This is a genomic window from Trinickia mobilis, assembly GCF_017315705.1.
GTDB classification, from domain to species: Bacteria; Pseudomonadota; Gammaproteobacteria; order Burkholderiales; family Burkholderiaceae; genus Trinickia_A; species Trinickia_A mobilis.
In genome coordinates this window covers 57558-82771 of record NZ_JAFLRF010000014.1, presented here as the reverse complement: position 1 = coordinate 82771, position 25214 = coordinate 57558, and the positions used below count along the sequence as shown (strand labels likewise).

Genomic DNA, 25214 nt, shown 5'->3' with positions numbered 1-25214 from the left:
GTGCGATCCCGAGTGCGCGATTACGTGTCGTCGTCGGCTGGATCGCCGATCCGGCGCTCGGTGCCGCGCATCATGAACGCGCGTGGGCTTTCGCCGAACGCCCGCCGGAACATCGCCGAGAACGCGCTCTGGCTTTGATAACCCAATTCCTGCGAGACGTGCGACAGCGCCCGCCCTTGATGCAAGAGCGGTATCGCGCGCGCCAGCACGGCTTGCTGACGCCATTGCGAAAAGCTCATTCCCAGTTCGTTGCGAAAGAGTCGCGCGATCGTGCGCGTGCTGGCGCCGACGCTCGACGCCCAGCGCTCGAGCGGGTCCGCATTCGCGGGATTGGCGAGCAGCGCTTCGCACAGCGCGCGAAGGCGTTTTTCGCTCGGCATCGGCACCGATAGCGGCAGCGGCACCGAGCGCGTCAGCTCGTCGAGTGCGAGCGCGCCGAGAAGGCGCTCGCGCGCCGCTGGCAATTCACGCGTATCGAGCGCGGCGATGACCTCGCGCAGCAACCCCGACACTTCGACGACACGGCACGCGTTGAGCCCCGGCGGAACGGCCGACTCGTCGATATAGAGCGTGCGCAGGTACGCATCCTCGACGATCACGACTTCGTGGTTGATGCGCGGCGGCACGAAGATCGCGCGCGACGGCGGGACCATCCAGGTGCTGTCCGCGACGCCGAGTCGCAACACGCCTCGCGACGCATAAGCGAGCTGCCCCCACGAGTGGGTGTGCTGGGCGATCTGCTCGCCGGCAGGCAGCGGACGCGAGCGCACGCGGATCGGATGCTCGAGCGTAGGGGCGAACTCGGGCGGGATGTCCGCGAAGTGAACGCGCGTCGAAGGGCCGGCGGGGGCGGGGTGGGTGGACGAGGCAGCGGACTGAATCATGGTCGTCGCAGATAGCCGGATGGATCGGCCGAAATTCGCGGCGAGCGGCGCGCCGCAACACACGAAGATGAAAGCCTGCCGGCATTGGGCCGCAGGCTCGTGATGTACGTCGACTGGCGCGTATATTGTATGTGGATTGTCCGGGCCGTGCGGCCCGGTTCATCTGTCGACGAAACCGGTCCGTAAGCCTGCGGCCGAAGCAGCGGGGCATAATCGGTTTGACGCAGTCCATTCGAATGGAGAAGCGCATGACGTTTGCAACGACGGATCTTTGCGACGCGCACGAGGATCGACTGGCATCGGGCGCGCTGCGTGTGCTCGAACCGGTGTTCCGTTCCTTCGGGCGCGCGCAGGTTTTTGGCGGCCGGGCTGTCACGCTGAAATTGTTCGAAGACAATTCGCTCGTGCGCTCGACGCTCGAGCAACCGGGGCATGGGCGCGTGCTCGTTGTCGACGGAGGGGGGAGCCTGCGTTGCGCGCTGGTCGGTGGCAATCTCGCGCAAATCGGGGAGACGAATGGCTGGGCCGGTGTCGTGGTCTACGGCTGCGTGCGCGATACGCTGGAACTGAACGCCTGCAACATCGGCATCCGCGCGCTCGCGGCGCATCCGCAGCGCAGCCAGAAGCGCGGCGCGGGCGAGCGCGACGTCCCGGTGTGGCTGCCGGGCTCGGTCGTGCGGCCGGGGGATTGGGTGTACGCGGATATCGACGGCGTGCTGATCAGCGACGCGCCGCTCACATAATCGACTGGGACGAGAATTGCGGCGCGAACAGCGCTGCGGTCTCCCCAATCGCTGAACCAACGGCTGGCCGCAAGGCCATTTCGCGAACCGCACGCGAATCGAATCCGGCGACTGGGTCGAATACCGGCTCGCACGCGACGCGTCGTCCGGCCTCAAATACGGAAGCTGAAAAGAACAAGGCGCCGCGACTGAGCGGCGCCTTTTCACTTCCGGCTCGTGCCGCTCGACGCTGCGGAGGGACGCGCGAAATGCGGCGTCCCTTCGCCGTCGGTCAAATTTCTTCGTAAAGCGGCAGCGTCAGGAATTCGGTGAAGTGTTCCGACGTCGACATCTTCTGGAAGATGACGGCCGCGCGCTCGTACGGCTTCGTATCGCCGCCGACGGTCTTCTTCACGTTCTCCAGTTCGATCTGGGTCAGCTCGCTCACGAGTTCGGCCGTGACCTTGCGGCCGTCTTCGAGCTTGCCCTTCGGCGAGCGGATCCATTGCCAGACTTGCGAGCGCGAGATTTCAGCCGTGGCCGCATCTTCCATCAGGTTGTGGATCGGCACGCAGCCGTTGCCTGCGAGCCATGAGCCGAGGTAGTGAATCCCGACGTTGATGTTGTTGCGCAGGCCCGCTTCGGTGATCGGCGCTTCCGGACGGAAGTCGAGCAGATCCTTGCCCGCCACCAGCACGTCGTCGCGCTGCTTGGCGATCTGGTTCGGCTTGCCGCTGAGCACCTTGACGAACTCTTCCATTGCGATCGGCACGAGGCCCGGGTGCGCGACCCAGCCGCCGTCGTAGCCGTCGCCGGCGTCACGCGCCTTGTCGGAACGCACGCCGGCCATTGCCTTCTCGTTGGCCTGCTCGTCGCTTTTGATCGGGATCAGCGCGCTCATGCCGCCGATCGCCGGCGCATGGCGCTTGTGGCAGGTCTTCAAGAGAAGCAGCGCATAGGCGCGCATGAACGGTACCGTCATCGTGATCTGCACGCGGTCGGCCAGGCAGAAATTCGTGTCGTTCTTGAACTTCTTGATCGCCGAGAAAATGTAGTCCCAGCGGCCCGCGTTCAGGCCCGAGCTGTGCTCGCGCAGCTCATACAGGATTTCGTCCATTTCGAACGCGGCGACGATCGTCTCGATCAGCACCGTCGCGCGGATCGTGCCGCGCGCAATGCCCACGGCCTCCTGCGCCATCACGAAGATGTCGTTCCACAGGCGCGCTTCGACGTGGCTTTCCATCTTCGGCAGATAGAAGTAGGGCGCCGTGCCGCGTGCGAGCTGTTCCTTCGCGTTATGAAACAGGAACAGCGCGAAGTCGAACACGCCGCCCGACACGCGCTGGCCGTCGACCGTCACGTGCTTTTCGTCGAGGTGCCAGCCCCGCGGACGCACGATCAGCGTGGCGATCTTGTCGTTGAGCTTGTACGACTTGCCGTTCTGCTCGAGCGAGATCGTGCGGCGCACGGCGTCCTTCAGGTTCAACTGGCCGGTGATCTGGTTGTCCCAGTTCGGCGTGTTCGAATCCTCGAAGTCGGTCATGTAAGCGTCCGCGCCCGAGTTCAGCGCGTTAATGATCATCTTGCGCTCCACCGGACCGGTGATTTCGACGCGGCGGCATTCGAGATCCTTCGGCAGCGGCGCGATCTTCCAGTCGCCGTCGCGGATCGCCTGCGTTTCCTTGAGGAAATCGGGGCGCTCGCCGGCATCGAGCCGCTTCGTGCGCTCGGCGCGCACCTTCAAGAGCGCCTGTCGGCGCGGCTCGAACGCGCGGTGCAGCTTGGCGACGAGTTCGAGCGCGTCGCGCGTCAGGATCGTTTCAAAACCGGGCTGGATCGCACCGGTGATTTCCATGCCTTGCGGCAACGACAGCGTGTTCGCCATGGGATGCTCCTTGGTCGGTCAGATGACAAAGTACGGATAAAAATTGCGCGGATGCTCGCTTCGAGTCGACTCAACCGCCAGGGCTGTGGCGGCTGCGGCCGGGACTCTTGTCGGGCGGCGCAAGGTTTTCGATGAAATCGAGCAGGTCGGCCATGCCGCCGCCCGTGCCGTGGGGAATCACCCCCAACTCTTCGGCGGGCGCGCCCGCGCGATTGATCCAGAAAGTGGTGTAGCCGAACCAGCCCGCACCGGCGGCGTCCCAGCCGTTCGATGATACGAACACGATGTCGCGCGCCGTCGCGCCGAACGCCAGCGGACCGAGCGCATACGCGGCGGGAGCCGGCTTGTACGCGCGCACCGCATCGACGGACAGCACACGGTCGAAGAGGCCCGTCATGCCGGCGCTCTTCACGGCGATGTCGAGCATCTGCGGATTCCCGTTGGACAGGATCGCCAGTCCGATGCGCTCGCCGCCCGGGCGCATCTCGCGCAGCCGGCGCAACACGGGCACGGTGTCGGGATAGGCGGACAGGCACGCGTATTCGTCCATCAGGCGCTTTTCGCCTGGCATGTCGAGATCGAGGCCGAGCTTGCGTGCGGCGTAGCGCAACGCGTCGAGCGTGATGTTCCAGAACGGCTGATAGCGGGCGCCCGCCGGATCGGCCAGCGTGCGCAACTGCGTGTATTCGATTTGCTTTTGCCGCCACAACTGCGAGAGCGCGTCGCCGTGGCCGGGAAACATCTGCTCCGCCGCAGCGACGACCGAGTGCACGTCGAACAACGTGCCGTAGGCGTCGAAAATCACTGCTTTGGGGAGGGGTGTCGTTGTGGCCGACATTGCCATGCGCTCCTATCAGAGGTCGAGACGAATTGTATTAGTGATCGCTTGCACTTAAAAAGCGCGGAAACATCACTTGATCTTTTACTTTTACCACCCTAATCTGTTCATCGACATTTTTATGTAACTATTTTTTGGACCGCCGCAGTCCCCGCCCATGCCTCGTTTCAAGCAGATCGAAACCTTCGTCGCCGTTGCCGCCAAGGGTAGCCTTTCCGCCGCCGCGCAGGCCGAGGGCGTCGCACCGGCGATCATCGGCCGGCGGCTCGACGCGCTCGAGGAGCGGCTCGGCGTGAAGCTCTTCGTGCGCACGACGCGCAAGCTCACGCTGACCTTCGAAGGCTCGGCCTTCCTCGAAGACTGCCAGCGCATCATCCACGACATGCAGAACGCGGAGGCGAGCGTCTCCGCGGGCGGCGTGAAGGCAAGCGGCCATTTGCGCGTGTCGGCGCCGGCCGGATTCGGGCGCAAGCATGTCGCGCCGCTCGTGCCGGCGTTCACGCTCGCGCATCCGGACGTGTCGATTACGCTCGATCTGTCCGACCGGACGGTCGATCTCGTCAACGAGGGCTTCGACTGCGCCGTGCGGCTCGGCGAATTGCCGGACTCGTCGCTGGTGTCGCTTCGGCTCGGGGAGAACCGGCGCGTGTGCGTGGCGTCGCCGCAGTATCTGGCGCGGCGCGGCATGCCCGAAACGCTTGCCGATCTCGCCCGCCACAATTGCCTCGCGCTCGGCGCGAGCGCCAATCAGCAGCGCGGCTGGGTGTTCCAGCAGGACGGCAAGGTCGTGTCGATCAAGGTATCGGGCACGATGGAATGCTCCGATGGCGCGGTGCTGCACGAATGGTGCCTCGAAGGCCACGGGCTCGCGTGGCGCTCCTGGTGGGAGGTCGGCGCGGATATTGCCGCAGGAAGGCTCGTCAGCGTGCTCGACGCGTTTGCCGCGCCGCCGATCGGCATCCACGCCGTGTTTCCGCAACGGCGCCATTTGCCGTTGCGCGTGCGCTTGTTTCTCGATTTCCTCAAACACACGTACGAGCATTCCAGCTACTGGCAATGACGCTTCATGGCCGCGAGCGGCCACGGGTTTCCGATATGCGGACTGACCCGCAAACCCGCCTTGAGGCGTTTTTCGGCGCACTACAATCGGTTTGAAGGGCCGCGCGAACGCGCGTATGACCGCGGATGCAGCCGCGCGAGCCGATAGCGAGGACAGCCGACGACGGAGAGCGCCATGTTCAAGCACATCCTGGTTCCGACCGATGGTTCCGACCTGTCGCAAAAGGCAATCGACGGCGCGATCGACTTGGCGCAATCGGTCGGCGCGCGGATTACCGCTTATGCGTGCTTGCCGCAATATCCGTACTCGCCGTTTTCCGAGGTCGTGATCGAGCCGCCCGCCGATTTCCAGGAGCGCAGCGAGCGCGAAGCGCGCCAGCACTTGCAGGATGTCGAGGAGGCGGCGCGGCGTGCCGGCGTGGCCTGCGAGAGCCAGACGAGCGTGCATCCGTCGCCGTATCTCGGCATCATCGAAGCGGCGGAGCACGGCGGCTGCGACGTGATCTTCATGGCGTCGCACGGACGGCGCGGGCTCGGCAGCCTCTTGATCGGCAGTGAGACCCAGCGCGTGCTGACCCATACGAAAATCCCGGTGATCGTGTATCGCTGATGAGCGAGGTGGCGCATTTCGTGCGTCGCATTCTTGCTTTTGAACCAAGGACCCGCTGCTCCGTAAAGAAGCGCGCCGGCGGATGTGCCGGCGCGTTCCCTTTCTGTCGACCCGAGTTAGCGCTTTAGCTGTCGGCCGGAGTTAGTGCTTCAGCACTGACTCCGGCCCCATGCAGAGCGCTTACTCGAGTCCCATGCAACGCCGCAGGCAGCGCTGCCCGCATTCGATCGCTTGCGTCAAGCGTCAATCAAGCGACCTTCTTGCTGTCGAAGAACTGCTCGTCTTCGGTCGAGCCGTGCAGGGCGGTCGTCGACGCTTCGCGCTCGACCGTCTGCGTCACCGCGTCGAAGTACCCGGTGCCGACTTCGCGCTGGTGCTTCACGGCTGTGAAGCCCCTTTCGGCCGCCGCGAATTCCGCCTGCTGCAGCTCGACGAACGCGCTCATCTGCTGGCGGGCATAGCCGTGCGCGAGGTTGAACATCGAGTAGTTCAGCGCGTGGAAGCCGGCCAGCGTGATGAACTGGAACTTGTAGCCCATCGCGCCGAGCTCCTTCTGGAACTTGGCGATCGTCGCGTCGTCGAGGTTCTTCTTCCAGTTGAACGACGGCGAGCAGTTGTACGACAGCAGCTTGCCCGGGAACTGCTTGTGGATCGCTTCGGCGAATTTCTTCGCGTATTCGAGGTCGGGCTTGCCGGTTTCGCACCAGATCATGTCGGCGTACGGCGCATAGGCGAGACCGCGCGACACCGCTTGCCCGAGGCCCGGCTTCGTGCGGAAGAAGCCTTCGACCGTGCGCTCGCCTGTGAGGAACGGCTTGTCGTTGTCGTCGACGTCGGACGTGATGAGGTCGGCGGCTTCGGCGTCGGTGCGCGCGATCAGCACGGTGGGCGTGCCGCAGACGTCGGCGGCGAGCCGCGCCGCGGTCAGCTTCGCGACGTTCTCACGCGTCGGTACGAGCACCTTGCCGCCCATGTGGCCGCATTTCTTGACTGAGGCGAGCTGGTCTTCGAAGTGCACGCCCGATGCGCCCGCTTCGATCATCGCTTTCATCAGCTCGAACGCATTGAGCACGCCGCCGAAGCCGGCTTCGGCATCGGCCACGATCGGCGCGAAGTAGTCGATGTAGCCTTCGTCGCCCGGGTTCTTGCCTTCGGACCATTGGATCTGGTCGGCGCGCGTCAGCGTGTTGTTGATGCGCTTGACGACGAGCGGCACCGAGTTCGCCGGATACAGCGACTGGTCCGGGTACATTTCGCCGGCGACGTTCGCGTCGCCCGCCACCTGCCAGCCGGACAGATAGATTGCCTTCAAGCCGGCCTTCACTTGCTGCATTGCCTGATTGCCGGTCAGCGCGCCGAGCGCGTTGACGAACGGCTCGCTATTGACCGCGGCCCACAGCTTTTCGGCGCCGCGCTTGGCGATGGTGTGCTCGACTTGCAGCGAACCGCGCAGGCGCACCACGTCTTCGGCGGTGTAGCCGCGCTTGATGCCTTTCCAGCGCGGATCGGTTTCCCATTGCTGATGGAGTTGCTGTGCTTGCTGTTGACGTGACATGGTGGGCTCCTTGGTTTGCCATAGAGGTGAATCGTCGGAAATCTGTTTGCGGCGAAACTCGGCGGGGGCGCTTCGTTCCGATCAGTCTTATATAAGAGTCTAGGCAAATCGCTGGAGGCGCCATAGCGGCCGACTATACTTTGTCCGATATTTTTATTTCTTTAAAATCAATTGCTTATGTTTTTTATTTCACATTGAGAAATAAGGTTTTCTATCTTGCAATTGGGGCCGTTGTGCCACGCAGCACGATTTTTTACAACTTAAAAAATTTTTTCATATTGTGAAATATGGGTCGGGGCGAAAAAAAACCGGTGCGCTAACACCGGCTTTTCGTCAGACGAAGGCGAATCGATGAGCCGAACGCCTCGTCAATAGGGCTTCATACGGGCAATCAGCTGCCGCGGCGCGCGCCGCGCGGGCCGTCGCCGCGGCGCGCGCTGTAGCCGTCGCGCGAACCGCCAAAACCTTCGCGCGAGCCGCCCGACGGCTTGCCGCTCCAGCCATTGCCGCCGCGCGAGCCGCCGTTGCCCGGCTTGCCGTCGCGATTGCCGCTAAGGCGCCGGCCGTCGCCGCTGCCCGGACGGCCGCGGCCGCCGCCGAAACCGCCGCGGCCGTTCGCCGGCGGCGCTTTGCGCGGCTCGAAGCCTTCGATCACATTGACCGGCAGCGGCGCGCGCACAAAGCGCTCGATGCGCTTCAACGCGCCTTGCTCGGCGTGATGCACGAGGCTCACTGCGATGCCCGAGCGGCCCGCGCGGCCGGTACGGCCGATGCGGTGCACGTAGTCTTCGGCGAACTTCGGCAGATCGTAGTTGAAGACGTGCGTGATGCCGGGGATGTCGATGCCGCGGGCGGCGACGTCGGTCGCCACGAGCACGCGCACGCGCCGCTCGCGCAGTGCGCGGATCGTGCGGTTGCGCGCACCTTGCGGCAGGTCGCCGTGCAGCGCGGCCGATTCGAAGCCCGCGTCGGCGAGCTTGCCGGCGAGCTGGTCGGCGTCGCTCTTGGTCGCCGTGAACACGATCGCCTGGTCGAGGCCGGCGTCGCGCAGCAGATGGTCGAGCAGGCGGTCCTTGTGGTCGCGGTCGTCGACGTAATGCACGGTCTGGGCGATGTTCGTGCGGGATTCCAGGCGCTGCTGGATCTCGATGCGCTCCGGGTCCTTCAAGAGACGGTTCGTTAGCGAGCCGATCTTGCCGTCGAGCGTCGCGGAGAACAGCATCGTCTGGCGCGTGGCGGGCGTCGCTGCAACGATCGTCTCGATGTCGTCGATGAAGCCCATGTCGAGCATGCGGTCGGCTTCGTCGAGCACGAGCATCTGCAGTTGCGAAAGGTCGATGCGGCCGCGCTCCAGGTGGTCGAGGAGACGCCCCGGCGTCGCGACGAGAATTTCAGGGTTCTTGGCGAGCAGCATCAATTGCTGGCCGTAGGCCACGCCGCCGAGGATGCTGACCGTGCGCAGACGCCGCAAGTGCTTGCCGTAAGTCGAGGCGGCGGTCGTCACTTGCATCGCGAGTTCGCGGGTCGGCGTGAGGACGAGGAGGCCCGGGCGTGCGGCGGGCTGCGGACGGCGGCCGCGGCGGTCGCCGTTGGGGTCGCGCGGCTCGCGCGGTTGCGAAGCCTGGGTTTTTTGAAGCTGCGCGAAACGCTCGATCGCGGGCAGCATGAAGGCAGCGGTTTTGCCGGAGCCCGTCGGGCTCGACACCAGCAGGTCGCGTCCGGCGATGCCGGCGGGAATCGCGCGCTGCTGGACCGGCGTCGGCGCCGAATAACCGGCGGCGGTCAGCGCCGAGCAGATTTCCGGCGACAGCCCAAGCGACTCGAAGGTCGGGCCGGCAGGCGCGGCGGAATCGGCAGGAGCGGCAGGCATCGCGGAAGCGGCGGCAGCGAGAGGGGTATCCAAACCGAAGACCTGATCAGCGATGGCGTTCAACGGGCTGGAAGTATTGCTCGAAGTCATGTGAATCCTTGAAACACAGGGTTAGGAACGTCGGCGCCAATCGGCATTACCCAAGTCGTCGGATTCAGCGAGCCAGAGAGCCGCGAGCAAATCGAAAAACGGGGGCAGCTCGCGATAATGAAGGCGAGCTTTCGTTAGAAGCTGTATCGGATGCGTCAACGCCGGTAGTGGCATTGCCGCCAAGCCTGGTACAAGACGGCCCGTTGGGCCTAGGCAGAAGGGGACAGGTTCTAAACTAGATTGGAGCAAAACGCTACGAGGCGCTGCACGACAGCCTCAAAACTCGACCCGTCAGTGAAGCGCAGCTGCATTATAAGGACTTTTGCTGCGGCGCGCCACTAATTTGGGACATGTCTTAGCCGCATTGGGCGTGGCCAAGACATGTGGGTCAGACGGTTCGCCAGGCCAGTCTTAGCTCTGCTCGCCGTTTTTCAGCGAGTCGACGAGTTCCGCGTATTGCTGCTTTGCCGTGTCCCGGGCCGTGCCTTTGAGCGATGCCCATGCCTCGTACTTGTATTTGCCGACGATGTCGGCGAAACCCGGTTTGTCGCCGTGCACGTCGCCTTCGGTTGCCTGCTTGAAGAGGGCGTACAGACGCAGGAGCGTCATGTTGCCGGGCTTTTCGGGCAGTTCCTGTACGTCCGACTGGGCTTGTGAAAAGCGTGCGTCGATATTGCTCATGATGCCTTCCGCAGGGCCGCCCCCAGGGGGCAGCGAACGTGTCGATCCGGAGTAGCGCTTTAGCAGGTACTCCGGTCCCATGCAAAGCAAGTGAGCGTGGGGGTGGTTCATTGCGCCTCCGTGACAAAAGATGGAATCGAGGCGGCCGATCATAGCAAGCAGGCCGGGGCGCCGGCTCGAGCGATTCTTCCAAACGCCAGGGCCCGCGCGACGCTCGATCGTCTGTCAGGGCTGCGCCGCGGCTGCGGGTATTCCCGCGAGCCTCGGCCGAATGGACCAGGTTCGGCTGAGCGGGGCGCCGCATTACAATATCGGGCATGACTCGAACTGTGCTGCTTGCTCTCGATACGTCGACCGAATACTGCTCGGTCGCTCTGCTTTGTTCCGACTCGCCCGCCGATGCTTCGGCCGAGGAACTCCGCACCTGGGTGCGCCATGAAGAAACGGGGGCGGTGTCGAGTACCCGCGTGCTGCCCGCCGTGCGCGAATTGTTCGACGAAGCCGGACTCACGCTCGCCGATTGCGACGCAATTGCGTTCGGCGCCGGGCCCGGATCGTTCACCGGCCTGCGCACTGCGACCGGTGTCGCGCAGGGGCTGGCGTTCGGCCTCGATCTGCCCGTCGTGCCCATCGGCACGTTGCTCGCTTGCGCGGAAGGCGCGCGCCTGCACCGCCCGTCGGTGACGCGCGTCCTGGCCGCGCTCGATGCGCGGATGGAGGAGGTCTATTGGGCCGATTACGCGTGGGATGCGGGCGAGTGGCGCGTGGTGGTACCGCCGTCGCTAGGCACGCCCGATACGGTCGTGGCACCCGACGCCCTGTTCACGCTCGCCGGCAATGCGGCTGCGGTGTTCGGCGAGAGGCTCGGCGTGGCTGCTCGTGCGGAAATCGTCGACGGCGCCGCACTGCCGCACGCGCTGCCGGTTGCGCTCGCGGCATTGCGCGCGTATCGCGCGGGACGCACCGTGCCTGCCGAACTGGCCGCCCCCGACTACGTGCGCGACAAGGTCGCGCAAACCACGACCGAGCGGCTCGCCGCACGGACTGCCCAAAGCGGCGAGGGCGCGCGATGAGCGGCGTGTTGATGGCGGATCGCTATTTGTCGCCGATGACCGACGCCGATCTCGACGAAGTCGTGTTCGTCGAGCGCAACGCCTACGAGTTTCCTTGGACGCGCGGCAATTTCGAAGACTCGCTGCGCAACGGCTATTTCGGACTGTGCATGCGGCACGTCACGGGCGCGCTGATCGGCTATTGCGTGCTGATGCCCGTCGTCGACGAGATGCATTTGCTGAATCTGTGCGTCGCGCCGCAGGCGCAGGGGGCGGGCGCGGGGCTGGCCCTCTTGCGCGAAGCCGTGCGCATCACGCAGCACGAGAAGCTGTCGGGCTTGTTGCTGGAAGTGCGGCCTTCGAATCTGCGGGCGATTCACCTGTACGAGCGCTTTGGCTTCGTTTCGATCGGCCGGCGCAAAAATTATTATCCGGCGCGGCATCGCAGCCGGGAGGACGCGATCGTGATGCGTTTCTTGTTTGCCAAGGAGGGCGCATATGGCGCTTCATGAATCCGCGCTCGACGAACTTGGGCTCGCGCCGATGTGGGTACGGCGCGCTGTCGGCGCAACGGCGGCGGACGAGGCTGCATCCAGTGTGGTCGTGGCGGATCGGGTTGCGGCAGACACCGGGTCGAAGGACGTCGATTTCAAGGACGCCGATGTCAAGGTCGCCGAGGTGGAGGGCGCCGATAAAACGCCAGCAATTCCCGCCACAGTTCTCGAGGCCGAGATCCAGCCTGCGGTCAAGGCGCCGAGCGTAGCCGTGCCGCCAGCCGATCCATTTGGGGGCGACGAGCCGCCGCCGCTCACCGAAGACGACTTCCCTTGGCTCGACGCACAGCCGGTTCCCGCGTTCGAGCCGAACGGGCGGGCCGAGGCCGGCGGGCTTCCGCTCGTGCACAGCCTGGATTGGGACGCGCTCGCCGCACGGGTCGCAAGCTGCGAGCGTTGCGGCTTGTGCGAAAAGCGCACGAACACGGTGTTCGGCGTCGGCGACCGCAACGCCGACTGGATGCTGATCGGCGAAGCGCCGGGCGAGAACGAAGACAAGCAGGGCGAGCCGTTCGTCGGGCAGGCGGGCAAGCTGCTCGACAACATGCTGCAATCGCTCACGCTTGCGCGCGGTACGAATGTCTATATCGCAAACGTCATCAAATGCCGCCCGCCCGGCAATCGCAATCCCGAGCCCGACGAGGTCGCGCGCTGCGAGCCGTATTTGCAGCGCCAGGTCGCGCTCGTCAAGCCGAAGCTGATCATCGCGCTTGGCCGGTTCGCGGCGCAAAGCCTCTTGAAGACGGACGCCAGCATCTCGTCCCTGCGCGGCCGCGTGCACCAGTACGAGGGCGTGCCGGTCATCGTCACGTATCACCCCGCGTACCTGCTGCGCAGTTTGTCCGACAAGTCGAAAGCGTGGGCGGACCTGTGTCTTGCGCGCGATACCTATCGGCACGCCGTGCAGGCGGCCACTTCGCAGGCGAGCCAACCGTGAAAACGCTCGAGCCGGCCGCCAATGCTGCTGCCGCGCTCGACGCGCTGCTCGACTCGCTTGTCGATTCCGCCGTGCGGGACCTCGCATGGCTCATCTTCAGTCCCGATTTGTTGCGCGCGCAACCTCCTGCGGGGATGCTGGCGAGTCCGTTCGAATCGGCAGGCGAGGCATCGGCTACGGTTGCGTGGCTGCTCGCGCTCGATCAGGACGCTCACGATCTGCATCAGAGTCTCGTCGACGCTCATGTGACGCGGCTCGGCCGCTACGCCGAGTGTCTGCTTGGCTACTTTCTGCGCCATGGGCCGGCTGCCCGGCTGGTCGCGGCCAACGTCGCGCTGCGCCGCGCGGGGCGCACGCTCGGCGAATGCGATTTTCTGGTCGAGACCGCGAGCGGCAAGCGCCTGCATTGGGAGCTGGCCGTCAAATGCTATCTGCACGCGGGCGGCGCGCGGGCGTCGATGGCGGATTATGTCGGCCCGAACCTTCAGGATCGGTTCGATCTCAAGTTCACTCATTTGCTCGACCACCAATTGCCGTTGAGCGCGCGCGAGGAATTTGCGTCGCTCGGGCACGGCGGCCCATGGGACGCGCAGATGTTCGTCAAGGGCTGGCTGTTTTACCGGTGGAGCAATGCGCCCGATGCGGCGGTGCAGGTGCCTGCCGAGGTTCATCCGGCGCACGCGCGCGGCTGGTGGCTCGCGCGCAGCGATCTGCCGCGCTTCGCCTCCGGCCACGCCGACGCGTGGGCGGTGCTGCCGCGTTTGGCGTGGCTTGCGCCGCGGCACCGCGCGCCGGTCGATGACGGCGCTGGCGTGGCGGCGCGCCTGCTAGGCTCGGACGCGCTCGCCGAGCAGTTGGCGCAGCAAAGCGGTCCGGCGATGGTAGCCGCTTTCGCGCGCGATGGCGGCGAGTACTGGTTTGAACGTTCGCGCGGTTTCGTCGTGCCGAACGATTGGCCGGAGCGTGCGCTGACGTTTGCTCAGCAGTGAGCGCGGCGGCCGGGAGTCTGGCGAAGAGCGCGTTGCGGCTCACCTCGATAATCGGACTAAGCCGCCAGGCCCGCCTACCACCAGCGATAGAAATGATGAACCGGCCCGACGCCGCTGCCGACATTAAGCCGCGTGCTTTGCTCGAGCGCACCGGTCAAGTAGACCTTCGCATCCGTTACCGCGCTCGCGAGATCGGCCCGCTGAGGAATCAGTGCAGCAATGGCGGACGACAGCGTGCATCCCGTGCCGTGCGTGTTCTTGACCGGGACGCGCGGTCCGCCCAAGCGCAGCGCGCCGCTTGCCTGAACGAGCCAGTCGGGGCTGTCGGCCGACGCCAAGTGTCCGCCTTTCATCAACACGGCCTGTGCGCCGAGCCGAAGCAATGCTTCGCCTTGACGAAGCATTGCCGGCTCGTCGGCGGCCAGCTCGACGCCGAGCAGTGCCGCCGCCTCGGGCAGATTCGGCGTCAATACGCTCGCGAGCGGCAGCAGTTCGTCACGCAGTGCGGCGACCGCGTCCGGTGCGAGCAGCGCGTGGTTGCTCTTCGAGATCATCACCGTGTCGAGCACGACGTGGGGCGGCCGATACTGCCTAAGCGCCGCCGCCACTGCGCGCACGATAGGCGCGTTCGCGAGCATGCCGATTTTCACGGCGTCGATGTGGATGTCGCCGAAGACCGCGTCGAGCTGAGCCGCGACGAATGCGGCGTCCGGCGCATGGATCGCGGTTACGCCGCGCGTGTTTTGCGCCGTGAGCGCCGTGATGACACTCGCGCCATACGCGCCGAGCGCCGAGAACGTTTTCAGGTCGGCCTGAATACCGGCGCCGCCGCCGGAATCGGAGCCGGCGATCGTCAGCACGTTGGGAATCGTCGATGTCATGGCAAGGAAGATCAGGATGGCGCGAACGGCCGATGCGCTTGCACGAAAGGATGTTAGCAGCGGCCGGGGAGGGTGTGCCGCCAGTGCTCCCGGCAAGGCGGCGATGGGCGGCGCCCCGCGCTCAGTGCTTGACTTCGCCGATCAGCGCGACGGAGTCGAAAGAGCGCTGATTCGCCTGATGACGGCGCATTACGAGCCACATCATGACGCAGACGAAGGTGCCGAACAGCACGATCACCGCGGTGACCGGCACGTCGAGCCAGACGAGGACCGCGTACAGGCACAGCATCACGAGCACTGACAGGTTCTCGTTGAAATTCTGCACCGCGATCGAATGTCCCGCCGACAGCAGCACGTGCCCGCGGTGCTGCAGCAGCGCGTTCATCGGCACGACGAAGAAGCCCGACAAGCCGCCGACAAAAATCAGGAACACGTACGCGATGAGCAGGTAGCCGGAGACATGCATGTGGCCGAAGTAGAGGCCCCAGTGCGCCGGGAACAGGTCGCGCGTGTAGAACGCCATCAGCATGACGGCGATGCCCATCGCGATGCCGACCGGCAGCACGGAAAGCGAGCGCTTGAGCGGCACCTTGGCCGCGGCGATCATCGCGCCCGCCGCGACGCCGACCGCGACCACGGCCTGCAGGATCGCCCCTTCGGAAAGCGACATGCCGAGCGACACTTCGGCCCATTTCAGCACGATGAATTGCAGCGTCGCGCCCGCGCCCCAGAAAAGCGTCGTGACGGCGAGCGAAATTTGCCCGAGCTTGTCGTGCCAGAGGATCTGAAAGCAATCGGCAAATTCGGTGATGAGCTTGATCGGCCCGTGCTGCTGCCTCGGATAGCGCGCGCCGGTGTCGGGAATGCGCAGGTTGAAGAGCGCCGCGACCACGTAGATGCCCATGATGAAGAGCATCGCCGCTTCGGCGGGCGTCTCGATGAACGGGATGTTGTGCTTGAGGATATGGGCGGCGATATGCGGGCTGATCAGCGCGCCGCCGAGCACGGTGCCGAGAATGATCGAGCCGACGGTCGTGCCTTCGATCCAGCCGTTGGCGGCGACGAGGCGGTCGGGCGGCAGGAGTTCGGTGAGGATGCCATACTTGGCGGGCGAATAAGCCGCGGCGCCGAATCCGACGATGCCGTAGGCGATAAGCGGGTGCGCCCCGACCAGCATGACCACGCAGCCGACCACTTTGATCGTGTTGGTTACGAACATCACGCGGCCTTTCGGGCGGGAATCTGCGAAGGCGCCGACGAAGGCGGCGAGCACGACGTACGACAGCACAAAAAACAGCTTGAGCAGCGGCGTCATCCAGTTCGGAGCGTGAAGATCTTTCAGCAGTGCGATTGCAGCGATCAGAAGGGCATTGTCGGCCAGCGACGAAAAAAACTGCGCGGCCATGATGGTGTAAAAACCTTTTTTCATCTGATGCGGTGCTGTCCTCGCTGCGGTCGTCCGCCCCGCCCGCGGGTTACGCGTTCGGACTTATTCCGTTCGAAATGGGTTGTGCGCACGGCTTTATATCACGAAAATAGATGTTTTCGGACTAGCGCATCCTCGGTGGTGCTCCCCAGCGGGCCTTTACGGGCATTGAAAACGCACTGTAAGGTCCTGATTTGCAAGTGTCTTCACGAAAAAACTCATGCCGCGCCCCCTTCTAGCCACCATCCATACCGCCGCTCTCGCCAACAATCTCGCCGTTGCCCGCCGTTACGCACCCAATTCGAAGATTTGGGCCGTGGTCAAGGCCAATGCCTACGGGCACGGGCTCGCGCGCGCGTTCCCGGGGCTGCGCGCCACGGACGGCTTTGGCCTGCTCGATCTCGAAGAGGCCGCGAAGCTGCGCGAACTGGGCTGGGCGGGGCCGATTCTGCTGCTGGAAGGCTTTTTCCGGCCGACCGACATCGACGTGATCGACCGCTATAGCCTCACGACGGCGCTGCACAGCGACGAGCAGTTGCGGATGCTGGAGATGGCGCGACTGTCGAAGCCGGTCAATATCCAGTTGAAGATGAACAGCGGCATGAACCGGCTCGGCTATGCGCCCGAGAAGTTCCGCGCGGCCTGGGAACGGGCGCGCGCCTGTCCGGGTGTCGGTCAGATTACGCTGATGACCCACTTCTCCGACGCCGACAGCGAGCGCGGCATCGCGTATCAGCTCGAAATGTTCGAACGCGGCGCGGAGGGGATCGCGGGGGCACGCAGTCTCGCGAATTCGGCGGCGACGCTTTGGCATCCGTCGTCGCACTACGACTGGGTGCGGCCGGGCATCATCCTGTATGGCGCGTCGCCGTCGGGCGTCACGTCCGCTATCGACGGCACCGGATTGCAGCCGGCCATGACGCTCACCTCGGAGCTGATCGCCGTGCAGACGATCGCCAAGGGCGAAACCGTCGGCTACGGCTCGACTTTCACCGCGCCGGCGCCGATGCGCATCGGCGTCGTCGCATGCGGTTATGCGGACGGCTATCCGCGCATCGCGCCGGAAGGCACGCCGATCATCGTCGACGGCGTGCGTACGCGGGTGGCCGGCCGGGTGTCGATGGACATGATCACCGTCGACCTCACGCCGTGCCCGACCGCCAACGTCGGCTCGCGCGTCGAGCTGTGGGGCGCCAATCTGCCGATCGACGACGTGGCGCGCGCCTGCGGCACGATCGGCTATGAGCTGATGTGCGCGGTGGCGCCGCGCGTGCCGATGCGCGCCGAATGAGCGGCGCGCCCGTTTTCCGGAACGACTAAGAAGAAAGCAAAGGCGGCGCGTGGCGAAGCAAAAGACGTTGTACATCTGCACCGAATGTGGTGGGCAGGCTCCGAAGTGGCAAGGGCAGTGCCCCGCGTGCAACGCGTGGAACACGCTCGTCGAGACCGTCGCCGAATCCCCGCATGCACACCGCTTCCAGTCGCTCGCGAAGAGCGCGCCGGTGCAGCGGCTTGCCGATATCGAAGCGGCTGACGTGCCGCGCTTCTCGACCGGCATCGGCGAGTTCGACCGCGTGCTGGGCGGGGGGCTGGTCACCGGCGGCGTCGTGCTGATCGGCGGTGACCCCGGGATCGGTAAATCGACGCTGCTGCTGCAGTCGCTCGCGGGCATCGCGAACGAGCGGCGCGCGCTCTATGTCAGCGGCGAAGAGTCGGCCGCGCAGATCGGCTTGCGCGCACAGCGTCTCGCGTTGCTCGAGCCTGGCGCGAAAGCGGCCGATCTCCAGTTGCTCGCGGAAATCCAGCTCGAGAAGATCCAGGCGGCGATCGAAGCCGAGCGCCCGGACGTCGCCGTGATCGACTCGATCCAGACAATCTACTCCGAAGCGTTGACGTCGGCGCCGGGTTCGGTCGCGCAGGTTCGCGAGTGCGCCGCGCAGTTGACGCGCATCGCTAAGCAGTCGGGTACCGCGATCATCATGGTCGGGCACGTCACGAAAGAGGGCAATTTGGCCGGCCCGCGCGTGCTCGAGCACATCGTCGACACCGTCTTGTACTTCGAGGGCGACACGCACTCGTCATTCAGGCTCGTGCGCGCGTTCAAGAACCGCTTCGGCGCCGTCAACGAACTTGGCGTGTTCGCGATGACCGAGCGCGGCTTGCGCGGCGTCGCAAACCCGTCGGCGCTGTTCCTTTCGCAGCACGAGCAAATCGTGCCCGGTTCGTGCGTGCTGGTCACGCAGGAAGGCTCGCGGCCGCTGCTCGTCGAAATCCAGGCGCTCGTCGATACGGCGCACGTGCCGAATCCGCGCCGGCTTGCGGTCGGGCTCGAGCAGAACCGGCTCGCGATGCTGCTTGCCGTGCTGCATCGCCACGCGGGCATCGCGTGCTTCGATCAAGACGTGTTTCTGAACGCCGTCGGCGGCGTGAAGATTGCTGAGCCTGCTGCCGATCTTGCCGTGCTGCTCGCGATCCATTCGTCGATGCGCAACAAGCCGCTGCCGAAGGGGCTGTTCGTGTTCGGCGAGGTTGGTTTGGCCGGCGAGATCCGGCCATCGCCGCGCGGACAGGAGCGCCTCAAGGAGGCGGCGAAGCTCGGTTTCACCGCGGCGCTGATTCCGAAGGCGAACGCGCCGAAGCAGCCGATCGACGGCTTGCAGGTGCTCGCGGTGGAACGGATCGAGCAGGCGATCGACCGCGTCAAGGAACTCGAATAGACGCGCATCGCCGCCGCAAGCCACCATCCATACAAGTGTAATTCCGGGTAACCAACGCTAAATTTGCTGTAACCCAAGCAGCACGGCGTTTGCCTATTCTTTGCGCACGTGCAATCCGTTTTGCACGGTAAAAGGATGGCGCCTTGAAACAATCTCAAGAAACGGCGGCTGCCCGCACGTTCGACCACCTGCGCGGCTGCCGGGTATCGGACCCCATTCCGCGGCCTTGGGGCGGCGGATGCCGGATCGTCGAGTGGATCGACCCGGAAGGGCGAATTTCGCGGCGCGTGGTCGCCGAAGATGTAACGGCGGCAGAGGTGATCGCGACGATCAAACGTCACGTGGAAGGACGCAAGCACGTGATGTTTGACGACGAGCGCGCGCCGCGGCAAACGCTGCCACGGCGTTGATACGGGGACGCCGGCGGTCTACACGGCCTTATTCGCGGTCCACATGGAAGAGCGCGTGAGTCGCCGCTTCGGCGGCGCTCAGCACCGGCGAAACGCAGCAATCAAGCGGTTCGAGCAGCGCGACCCAATCGTCGAGCGGATGCTCCACGATGATGTCGGCCAGTTCCTGGGTGAGCGCGGCGGCATCGGGGCCGCCGATCGCTTGCCCCAGGCTCCAGTGACGGCTTGCCCAATCGTTGCGATTGAGCGCCCGGCAAAGCCTCTCCCAGAATTTGAGCTCGAGCGCGCCGACCGCGAGCCAGCGGTCGTCCGCGGTGCGGTACAGGTTGTAGCAGGGCACGCCGCCGTTGAGCAGGCCAGCGCCCGCTTGCGGCGTGGCAGGGTCGCCGGTATCTTTGCTCGCTTCGGCCAGGGCGGTTCGCGCGACGATGTTGTTCGCATGTACCGAGTGCGTCATCGACACGTCGATAAAGGCGCCATCGCCCCCACGTGCCACCTTCCACAACGCCGCCAGGATCTGCGTCACGGCGGATAGTGCGCCGCCGAGCAAGTCGGCGATCTGGATGTTCGGGATGGCCGGCGTGCCGTCGCGCGTCTTGATCTGATCGAGCACGCCCGCATAGGCGAGATAGTTGAGGTCGTGCCCCGGCCGCTGCGAGAACGGGCTCTCGTAGCCGTAACCGGTGATCGCGCAATAGACCAGCTTTGGATTGAGAGCGCAAAGCGTTTCGTAGCCGAGCCCCAGGCGCTTCATCACGCCGGGCCGGAAGCTCTCGACGAGCACGTCCGCTTCGCGCACGAGCGCGCACAGCACGGTCAGCCCGGTCTCCGATTTCAAGTCGAGCCGCGTCTCGCGCTTGCCGCGGTTGACGATCTTATAGAACGTGCTCGGCTGGCCGGCGGCCTTGTCCGCCGTGCTTTGCATGATCGCCCGGGCATAGTCGCCGGCGCCGGGTTCTTCGATCTTGAGCACGTCGGCGCCCAGTTCCGCGAGGCGCAGCGTCGCGACCGGGCCGGGCAACAGGCGCGTCAGATCGACGACGCGCAAGCCTTGCAGCGGAGCATGAAGCGTCAAGAGCCACCTCTTGTCGGTCGGTGCCGGCTTGGGCCTGACCAGCGAGGCCCGTCTAGCCGATTTGTTCGAGTTCCTCGTGCGCGTCGAGCCATTCCGCTTCGAGCGTTTCGAGGCGCGCGGTCACATCCGCCTGACGTCTGATCGCATCGGTCAGCTTGGCCTTCATCGCGGGCTCGTAGCTCGCGGTATCGGCGACGAAGGCATCGAGTGTAGCTTTTTCCGCATTCAGCGCGTCCATTTCCTTTTCGATCTTCGCGATTCGCGATTGCAGCGGTTTTTTCAGTTGCGAGAGCTTCTGGCGCGTCTCGGCTTCCTGGCGGCGCTGTTCCTTGCGATTTGCGGCGGAGTCGGCGCTGCCGCTGCCGTTCGACGCCTCCGCGCTCGTCGCAGCCTTGGCGGCCGCGCGCTGCTCGGCGGCGTGCTGCAACAGCCAGTCGCGGTAGTCGTCGAGATCGCCGTCGAACGGCTGCAGGCGGTGCTTCGCGACCAGCATGAACTGATCGGTGGTGGCGCGCAGCAAGTGGCGGTCGTGCGACACGAGGATCAGCGTGCCCTCGAATTGCGCGAGCGCCATCGTCAGCGCGTGGCGCGTTTCCAGGTCGAGGTGGTTGGTCGGTTCGTCGAGCAGCAGCAGATTCGGTTTCTGCCAGATGATCAGCGCGAGCGCGAGGCGCGCCTTTTCGCCACCGGAGAACGGCGCGATCGCCGCGGTCGCCATGTCGCCAGAGAAGTTGAAGCCGCCGAGGAAGTCGCGCAGTTCCTGCTCGCGCGTATCGGGCGCGAGGCGCCCGAGGTGCTCAAGCGCAGAGTCGTCGGGGCGCAGCGTTTCGAGCTGGTGCTGAGCAAAGTAGCCGATACGCAAGCCGCGGCCTTCGCGCGTGTGCCCGGAAAGCGGCGCGAGCGTGCCCGCGAGCGTTTTGATGAGCGTCGACTTGCCTTGGCCGTTCGCGCCGAGAAGGCCGATGCGCTGCCCGTTCTGGATCGACAGCGTAACGCCGCCGACAATCGGAATCTCGCCCGTGCCATCTTCCGTGCGGTAACCGCAGCGCACGTCTTCCATCACCATCATCGGGTTCGGCGCGGCGTCGGGCGTGCGGAATTCGAACGTGAACGGCGATGCGATGTGCGCCGGCGCGATCAGCTCCATCTTTTCGAGCGCTTTCATCCGGCTTTGGGCCTGTCGGGCCTTGGTGGCCTTCGCCTTGAAGCGGTTGATGAAGCTATGCAGATGCTCGATCGTCTTCTGCTGCTTTTCGTACGCGCTTTGCTGCAGCGCGAGCTGCTGGGCGCGCAGGACTTCGAACTGGGAGTAGTTGCCGCCGTAGCGCTTCACTTGGCGGTTCTCGAGATGCAGCGTGACGTTGCACACCGAATCGAGGAATTCGCGATCGTGCGAGATCACGACGAGCGTGCCGGGATAGCGGTGCAGCCAGTCTTCGAGCCAGACGATCGCGTCGAGATCGAGGTGGTTGGTCGGCTCGTCGAGCAGCAGCAAGTCGGACCGGCACATCAACGCCTGTGCGAGATTCAGGCGCATCCGCCAGCCGCCGGAAAAGCTCGCGACGCTCTCGCGCGTTTGTTCGAGCGTGAAACCGAGACCGAGCAGCAGCGCTTCGGCGCGCGCGGGCGCGGTATAGCCGTCGGCATCGGCGAACGCGGCGTGCGCTTCGGCCTCGGCCGCGCCGTCATGGGCCGCCGAGGCCGAAGCGATGCGCGCCTCGATCGCGCGCAACGCGGCATCGCCGTCGAGCGTGTAGTCGAGCGCGGTTTTATCGACCGCAGGCGTTTCTTGCGCGACATGCGCGATCTGCCACGACGGCGGCATCGAAAAATCGCCTGCGTCCGCGTGGAGCTCGCCGCGCAGCACGGCGAAGAGCGTCGACTTGCCGGCGCCGTTCGCGCCGACCAGGCCGGCCTTCTCGCCCGGGTTGAGCGCAAGCGAGGTCGCGTCGAAAAGCGCCTTGGTACCGCGCGCGAGGCTGAACTGATTGAAACGGATCACGGCAGAAGCGGCCTTGCAAAAAGCGCTATTTTAGACCGTGGCGCCTTTATCGGGCATTGGCCGTTCGGAAGAGTCCCAGTCACCGCCTTTTCGCATAGACTGCTGTTTTTCCGAGGGGGGGCGTATGGGGGAGATCTACCAGTTCACCGCGCGCACGCTCGGCGGCGAGACGATCGGGCTCGGCCGCTATCGCGACAAGGTGCTCTTGATCGTCAACACGGCGAGCGAATGCGGCTTCACCCCGCAGTACGAGGGGCTCCAGAAGCTGCATCAGCAGTACGCGGCGCGCGGCTTCGAAGTGCTCGGCTTTCCGTGCAATCAGTTCGGCAAGCAGGAGCCGGGCGACGCGGCGCAAATCGGCAGCTTCTGCGAGAAGAACTTCGGCGTGACGTTTCCGATGTTCGACAAGATCGACGTGAAAGGGCCGAACGCGCACCCGCTCTATCGCTATCTGACCGGCAAGGCGCCCGGGTTTCTCGGCCTCGAGGCCATCAAGTGGAATTTCACGAAGTTTCTCGTCGACCGCAAAGGCGGCGTCGTGAAGCGCTACGCGCCCAGGACGAAGCCGGAGGCGATCGAGAAGGATATCGAGGCGCTGCTATAACGCGTTCTCGTGCGTGGCTGCGACGGCGGCCATGTGGCGCGGTGCATGCCTCGCGGCGCGTGATCTTTTGGCGCTATTGGGCGCTAGAGAATCGGCGAAAAGAGCCGGGCCACGTGCATGGTGACGCGACGCAACGCCGGCGCTTTCCGGTATTCGCTTTGGTCCACCTCGAAGGCAACGGTTAAGTCGCGTGCCAGCATCTTTTCGACTTCGTCGGCAAACGCGCGGTCGATCGTCAGCACCATGATCTCGAAGTTCAGGCGGAACGAGCGGTTATCGAGGTTCGCGCTGCCGATAGCCGCGGCAACGCTGTCGATCAGCACCACTTTCTGGTGCAGGAAGCCCGGGCGATAGCGGAAGATTCTCACCCCGGCGCGCACCAGGTCGTACGCATACAGCTTCGACGCCTCGAACACCACGTAGTGATCGCGCCGGCTCGGAATCAGGATCCGCACGTCGACGCCGCGCATGACGGCCAGTGTCAATGCCGAGAACACGGCTTCATCGGGTACGAGATAGGGCGTCGTGATCCAGACGCGCTCGCGCGCCGCATTGATCGCTTCGACGAAGAAGAGCGAGCCGGTTTCCTGCTTGTCGGCGGGGCCGGTCGCCATCACGAGGCAGTGCATGTCGTCGGCCGGCGGTTCGGCCGGCGGCGGGTCGAAGTGCGGCAGTTGCTGGGTCGCCCAGTGCCAGTCTTCGATGAACACGAACTGGACACTCTGCACGATCGGCCCGCGCATCTCGATGTGGGTATCGCGCCACGGCGACAGGCGCGGAATGCCGCCCAGATATTCGACGCCCACGTTGTGCCCGCCGACGAATGCGCGCAAGCCGTCGACGACGACGATCTTGCGGTGGTTGCGGAAATTGAGCTGGAAGCGGTTGACGAAACGGCGGTTCGTCGCGAACGGATGGATGTCCACGCCGCCTGCGAGCAGCGCCGAGACATAGCTGTGCGGCAGATCGAAACTGCCGATGCTGTCGTAGAGAAAATGGATACGCACGCCTTGCGCGGCCTTTGCGAGCAGCAGCTCCTTGAGCATTTGGCCGAGCTCGTCGTCGCGCACGACGAAGAACTGAACCAGCACGTAGTGCTTCGCGCTTTCGATCGCATCGAGAATCGCGGCGAACGTCGCATCGCCGTTCACGAGCGTACGCACCGAGTTGCCGGGCAGGAACGGCATGCCGCCGAGCTTCGTCAGCGACCGGACGACCGCTTCGCCGAACTCCTCGGTGGCCCGCCCGCTGGAGGCTGTGCTCGTGTCCCACACAGGCGGGTGCGCGCGCGTGCGCAGCAATTCGTTTTCGAGCCGGCGCGCGTCGACGTAGCCCGAGAACTTGCTTCGTCCGAGGAAGAGGTAAGGAATCAGCGTGAAGTAGGGCATCGCCGTTAGCGACACCGCCCAGGCAATCGCCCCCTGCGACGTGCGGGTGTTGAGGATGGCGTGGCATGCCGCGATCACGCCGAGCACGTGAGCGATGACGATGAGACTGCCGAGATGTAGCCAGTCGAATTGCATGAGGCGCGAGAGATTGCGGATTCCTGAAAGTGGCCAGTAGGACCGTGAACGCACGATCCCTATGCATCTTACCGAAGCCGGAGGAATAAGGGCACGGTCGCAGTGAGGCTAGTCGCGCAGCGGGGCTGCGGAGTCTTCAGCGCGCGCCGTAGCCGGGCTCGCGCTTTCGCGCGAGGCTTTCAAGGCCTCAATGGCGCGAAAGAACGCCCGCCGTGATCAGCAATTGCGCCACCGCATACGCGAACCAGATCGCGTACACGCTACCGCTGAATGGTTCGAGGAAGCGGTCGATGCCGATCATCGCGTCGGATGTGACGAACACGAGGCCGCCGAGCGCGGTGGCCGCGCTCGGCAGTTGTGCGGCGAGCGCCAAGCTCGCCATCAGGCACAGCACGAGCGTGTAGGCGCCTACCGGCGCGGCCAGTTCGCGCAATTGCGGGAAAAATACGGCGTACATGACCGCCGCGGCCGCCCACATGAGCGGCAGCGCGAGGCGGCGCCATCCGGCCGGCCTGCCGCAGAGCGGTGCGAGCAACGCGCAATAAGAGAGATGCGCCACAAGGAAAGCGCCCAGGCCGCCGATAAACGAGGCGGGCAGGTCTTGCATCGCGAGCAGCGCATCACCGGCACCGGATGCGGCAAGCGCGGCGCACAGCCAGACGCGTTCGCGGGGGCGCGCGTGATGCAGGGCCGCGAGCGCCAGGAAGCCGCACATCAGCACTTTGGCGATGGCCTGATCGGGATAAGGCGCGTCGCGCAGCGATATTCCGTAGGCCAACGCCGCGCCGGCCGCGACACCCCACAGCCGGCGCACTTCCGAAGGCATGCCGGCGAGCATTGGCCAATCGGT

Annotated in this window: 23 protein-coding genes; 11 read left to right on the top strand and 12 right to left on the bottom strand. The window is 65.1% G+C overall.

Features of this window, described 5'->3' with window-relative positions; all coding sequences use genetic code 11:
* Positions 1-20 precede the first annotated feature (20 nt).
* Entirely contained in the window at positions 21-884 is an 864-nt protein-coding gene (locus J3489_RS20315; protein WP_207001027.1) for an AraC family transcriptional regulator, read from the bottom strand.
* A gap of 248 nt (positions 885-1132) precedes the next feature.
* On the opposite strand from J3489_RS20315, the gene rraA reads away from it, so the two are divergent.
* Positions 1133-1627: a ribonuclease E activity regulator RraA gene (gene rraA / locus J3489_RS20310; protein WP_207001024.1), complete on the top strand. Its 495-nt coding sequence runs from the start codon at positions 1133-1135 to the stop codon at positions 1625-1627.
* A 271-nt stretch (positions 1628-1898) separates the two neighbouring features.
* Here rraA and aceB read toward each other — a convergent pair whose 3' ends face one another.
* Entirely contained in the window at positions 1899-3491 is a 1593-nt protein-coding gene (gene aceB / locus J3489_RS20305) for a malate synthase A (protein ID WP_207001022.1), read from the bottom strand.
* Positions 3492-3561: 70 nt separating this feature from the next.
* Complete coding sequence (locus J3489_RS20300) at positions 3562-4329, bottom strand: haloacid dehalogenase type II (RefSeq protein WP_207001020.1); 768 nt, start codon at positions 4327-4329, stop codon at positions 3562-3564.
* 157 nt (positions 4330-4486) lie between these two features.
* On the opposite strand from J3489_RS20300, the gene J3489_RS20295 reads away from it, so the two are divergent.
* Both J3489_RS20295 and J3489_RS20290 read left to right on the top strand, forming a co-directional pair.
* A complete protein-coding gene (locus J3489_RS20295; RefSeq protein ID WP_207001018.1) occupies positions 4487-5389 on the top strand; it encodes a LysR family transcriptional regulator in 903 nt (300 codons plus the stop codon).
* 174 nt (positions 5390-5563) lie between these two features.
* Positions 5564-5998 carry a universal stress protein gene (locus J3489_RS20290; protein WP_207001016.1) on the top strand — a complete coding sequence of 145 codons (435 nt, stop codon included), beginning with the start codon at positions 5564-5566 and terminating at the stop codon, positions 5996-5998.
* A 247-nt stretch (positions 5999-6245) separates the two neighbouring features.
* On the opposite strand, the gene aceA is transcribed toward J3489_RS20290, so the two are convergent.
* The 3 genes from aceA to J3489_RS20275 all read right to left on the bottom strand — a co-directional run bounded on the left by aceA (position 6246) and on the right by J3489_RS20275 (position 10194).
* Positions 6246-7553 carry an isocitrate lyase gene (gene aceA, locus J3489_RS20285; protein ID WP_207001014.1) on the bottom strand — a complete coding sequence of 436 codons (1308 nt, stop codon included), beginning with the start codon at positions 7551-7553 and terminating at the stop codon, positions 6246-6248.
* Between the two features lie 391 nt (positions 7554-7944).
* Entirely contained in the window at positions 7945-9513 is a 1569-nt protein-coding gene (locus J3489_RS20280; protein WP_207001012.1) for a DEAD/DEAH box helicase, read from the bottom strand.
* 411 nt (positions 9514-9924) lie between these two features.
* Positions 9925-10194 carry an acyl-CoA-binding protein gene (locus J3489_RS20275; RefSeq protein WP_207001151.1) on the bottom strand — a complete coding sequence of 90 codons (270 nt, stop codon included), beginning with the start codon at positions 10192-10194 and terminating at the stop codon, positions 9925-9927.
* A gap of 308 nt (positions 10195-10502) precedes the next feature.
* Here J3489_RS20275 and tsaB point away from each other — a divergent pair, with 308 nt between their 5' ends.
* From tsaB to J3489_RS20255, 4 genes are read left to right on the top strand one after another with little or no spacing between them, the layout of a single operon-like run.
* A complete protein-coding gene (gene tsaB, locus J3489_RS20270; protein WP_207001150.1) occupies positions 10503-11267 on the top strand; it encodes a tRNA (adenosine(37)-N6)-threonylcarbamoyltransferase complex dimerization subunit type 1 TsaB in 765 nt (254 codons plus the stop codon).
* Positions 11264-11758, top strand: a complete 495-nt coding sequence (gene rimI, locus J3489_RS20265) for a ribosomal protein S18-alanine N-acetyltransferase (protein WP_207001010.1) — start codon at positions 11264-11266, stop codon at positions 11756-11758. Before tsaB ends, rimI begins: the two co-directional genes overlap by 4 nt.
* On the top strand, positions 11745-12737 hold the full coding sequence (locus tag J3489_RS20260) for a uracil-DNA glycosylase (RefSeq protein WP_207001008.1): 993 nt from the start codon (positions 11745-11747) through the stop codon (positions 12735-12737). The genes rimI and J3489_RS20260 overlap by 14 nt, the downstream gene beginning before the upstream one ends.
* Positions 12734-13726, top strand: a complete 993-nt coding sequence (locus J3489_RS20255; RefSeq protein ID WP_207001006.1) for a DUF1853 family protein — start codon at positions 12734-12736, stop codon at positions 13724-13726. Before J3489_RS20260 ends, J3489_RS20255 begins: the two co-directional genes overlap by 4 nt.
* Positions 13727-13800: 74 nt before the next feature.
* On the opposite strand, the gene thiD is transcribed toward J3489_RS20255, so the two are convergent.
* Positions 13801-14607, bottom strand: coding sequence for a bifunctional hydroxymethylpyrimidine kinase/phosphomethylpyrimidine kinase (gene thiD / locus J3489_RS20250; protein ID WP_207001004.1), 807 nt, complete (start codon positions 14605-14607; stop codon positions 13801-13803).
* Between the two features lie 121 nt (positions 14608-14728).
* Complete coding sequence (lplT, locus tag J3489_RS20245; protein ID WP_207001002.1) at positions 14729-16036, bottom strand: lysophospholipid transporter LplT; 1308 nt, start codon at positions 16034-16036, stop codon at positions 14729-14731.
* Between the two features lie 217 nt (positions 16037-16253).
* On the opposite strand from lplT, the gene alr reads away from it, so the two are divergent.
* From alr to J3489_RS20230, 3 genes are all read left to right on the top strand, one after another.
* Positions 16254-17324 (top strand): alanine racemase, encoded by a 1071-nt coding sequence (gene alr / locus J3489_RS20240; protein WP_207001000.1) that lies wholly within the window; start codon positions 16254-16256, stop codon positions 17322-17324.
* 49 nt (positions 17325-17373) lie between these two features.
* A complete protein-coding gene (gene radA / locus J3489_RS20235; RefSeq protein ID WP_207000998.1) occupies positions 17374-18750 on the top strand; it encodes a DNA repair protein RadA in 1377 nt (458 codons plus the stop codon).
* 143 nt (positions 18751-18893) lie between these two features.
* Positions 18894-19160, top strand: a complete 267-nt coding sequence (locus J3489_RS20230; protein WP_207000996.1) for a DUF2866 domain-containing protein — start codon at positions 18894-18896, stop codon at positions 19158-19160.
* Between the two features lie 28 nt (positions 19161-19188).
* On the opposite strand, the gene J3489_RS20225 is transcribed toward J3489_RS20230, so the two are convergent.
* Positions 19189-20235 carry a CaiB/BaiF CoA transferase family protein gene (locus J3489_RS20225; protein ID WP_207000994.1) on the bottom strand — a complete coding sequence of 349 codons (1047 nt, stop codon included), beginning with the start codon at positions 20233-20235 and terminating at the stop codon, positions 19189-19191.
* Between the two features lie 52 nt (positions 20236-20287).
* Positions 20288-22237 (bottom strand): ATP-binding cassette domain-containing protein, encoded by a 1950-nt coding sequence (locus tag J3489_RS20220; protein ID WP_207000992.1) that lies wholly within the window; start codon positions 22235-22237, stop codon positions 20288-20290.
* Between the two features lie 124 nt (positions 22238-22361).
* Here J3489_RS20220 and J3489_RS20215 point away from each other — a divergent pair, with 124 nt between their 5' ends.
* Positions 22362-22841, top strand: coding sequence for a glutathione peroxidase (locus tag J3489_RS20215; protein ID WP_207000990.1), 480 nt, complete (start codon positions 22362-22364; stop codon positions 22839-22841).
* 83 nt (positions 22842-22924) lie between these two features.
* Here the strand turns inward: J3489_RS20215 and cls are convergent, their stop codons facing one another.
* Together cls and J3489_RS20205 are read right to left on the bottom strand one after the other, a co-directional pair.
* Positions 22925-24364, bottom strand: a complete 1440-nt coding sequence (cls, locus tag J3489_RS20210) for a cardiolipin synthase (protein WP_207001148.1) — start codon at positions 24362-24364, stop codon at positions 22925-22927.
* Between the two features lie 187 nt (positions 24365-24551).
* Positions 24552-25202: a lysoplasmalogenase gene (locus J3489_RS20205; protein WP_207001146.1), complete on the bottom strand. Its 651-nt coding sequence runs from the start codon at positions 25200-25202 to the stop codon at positions 24552-24554.
* Positions 25203-25214 lie beyond the last annotated feature (12 nt).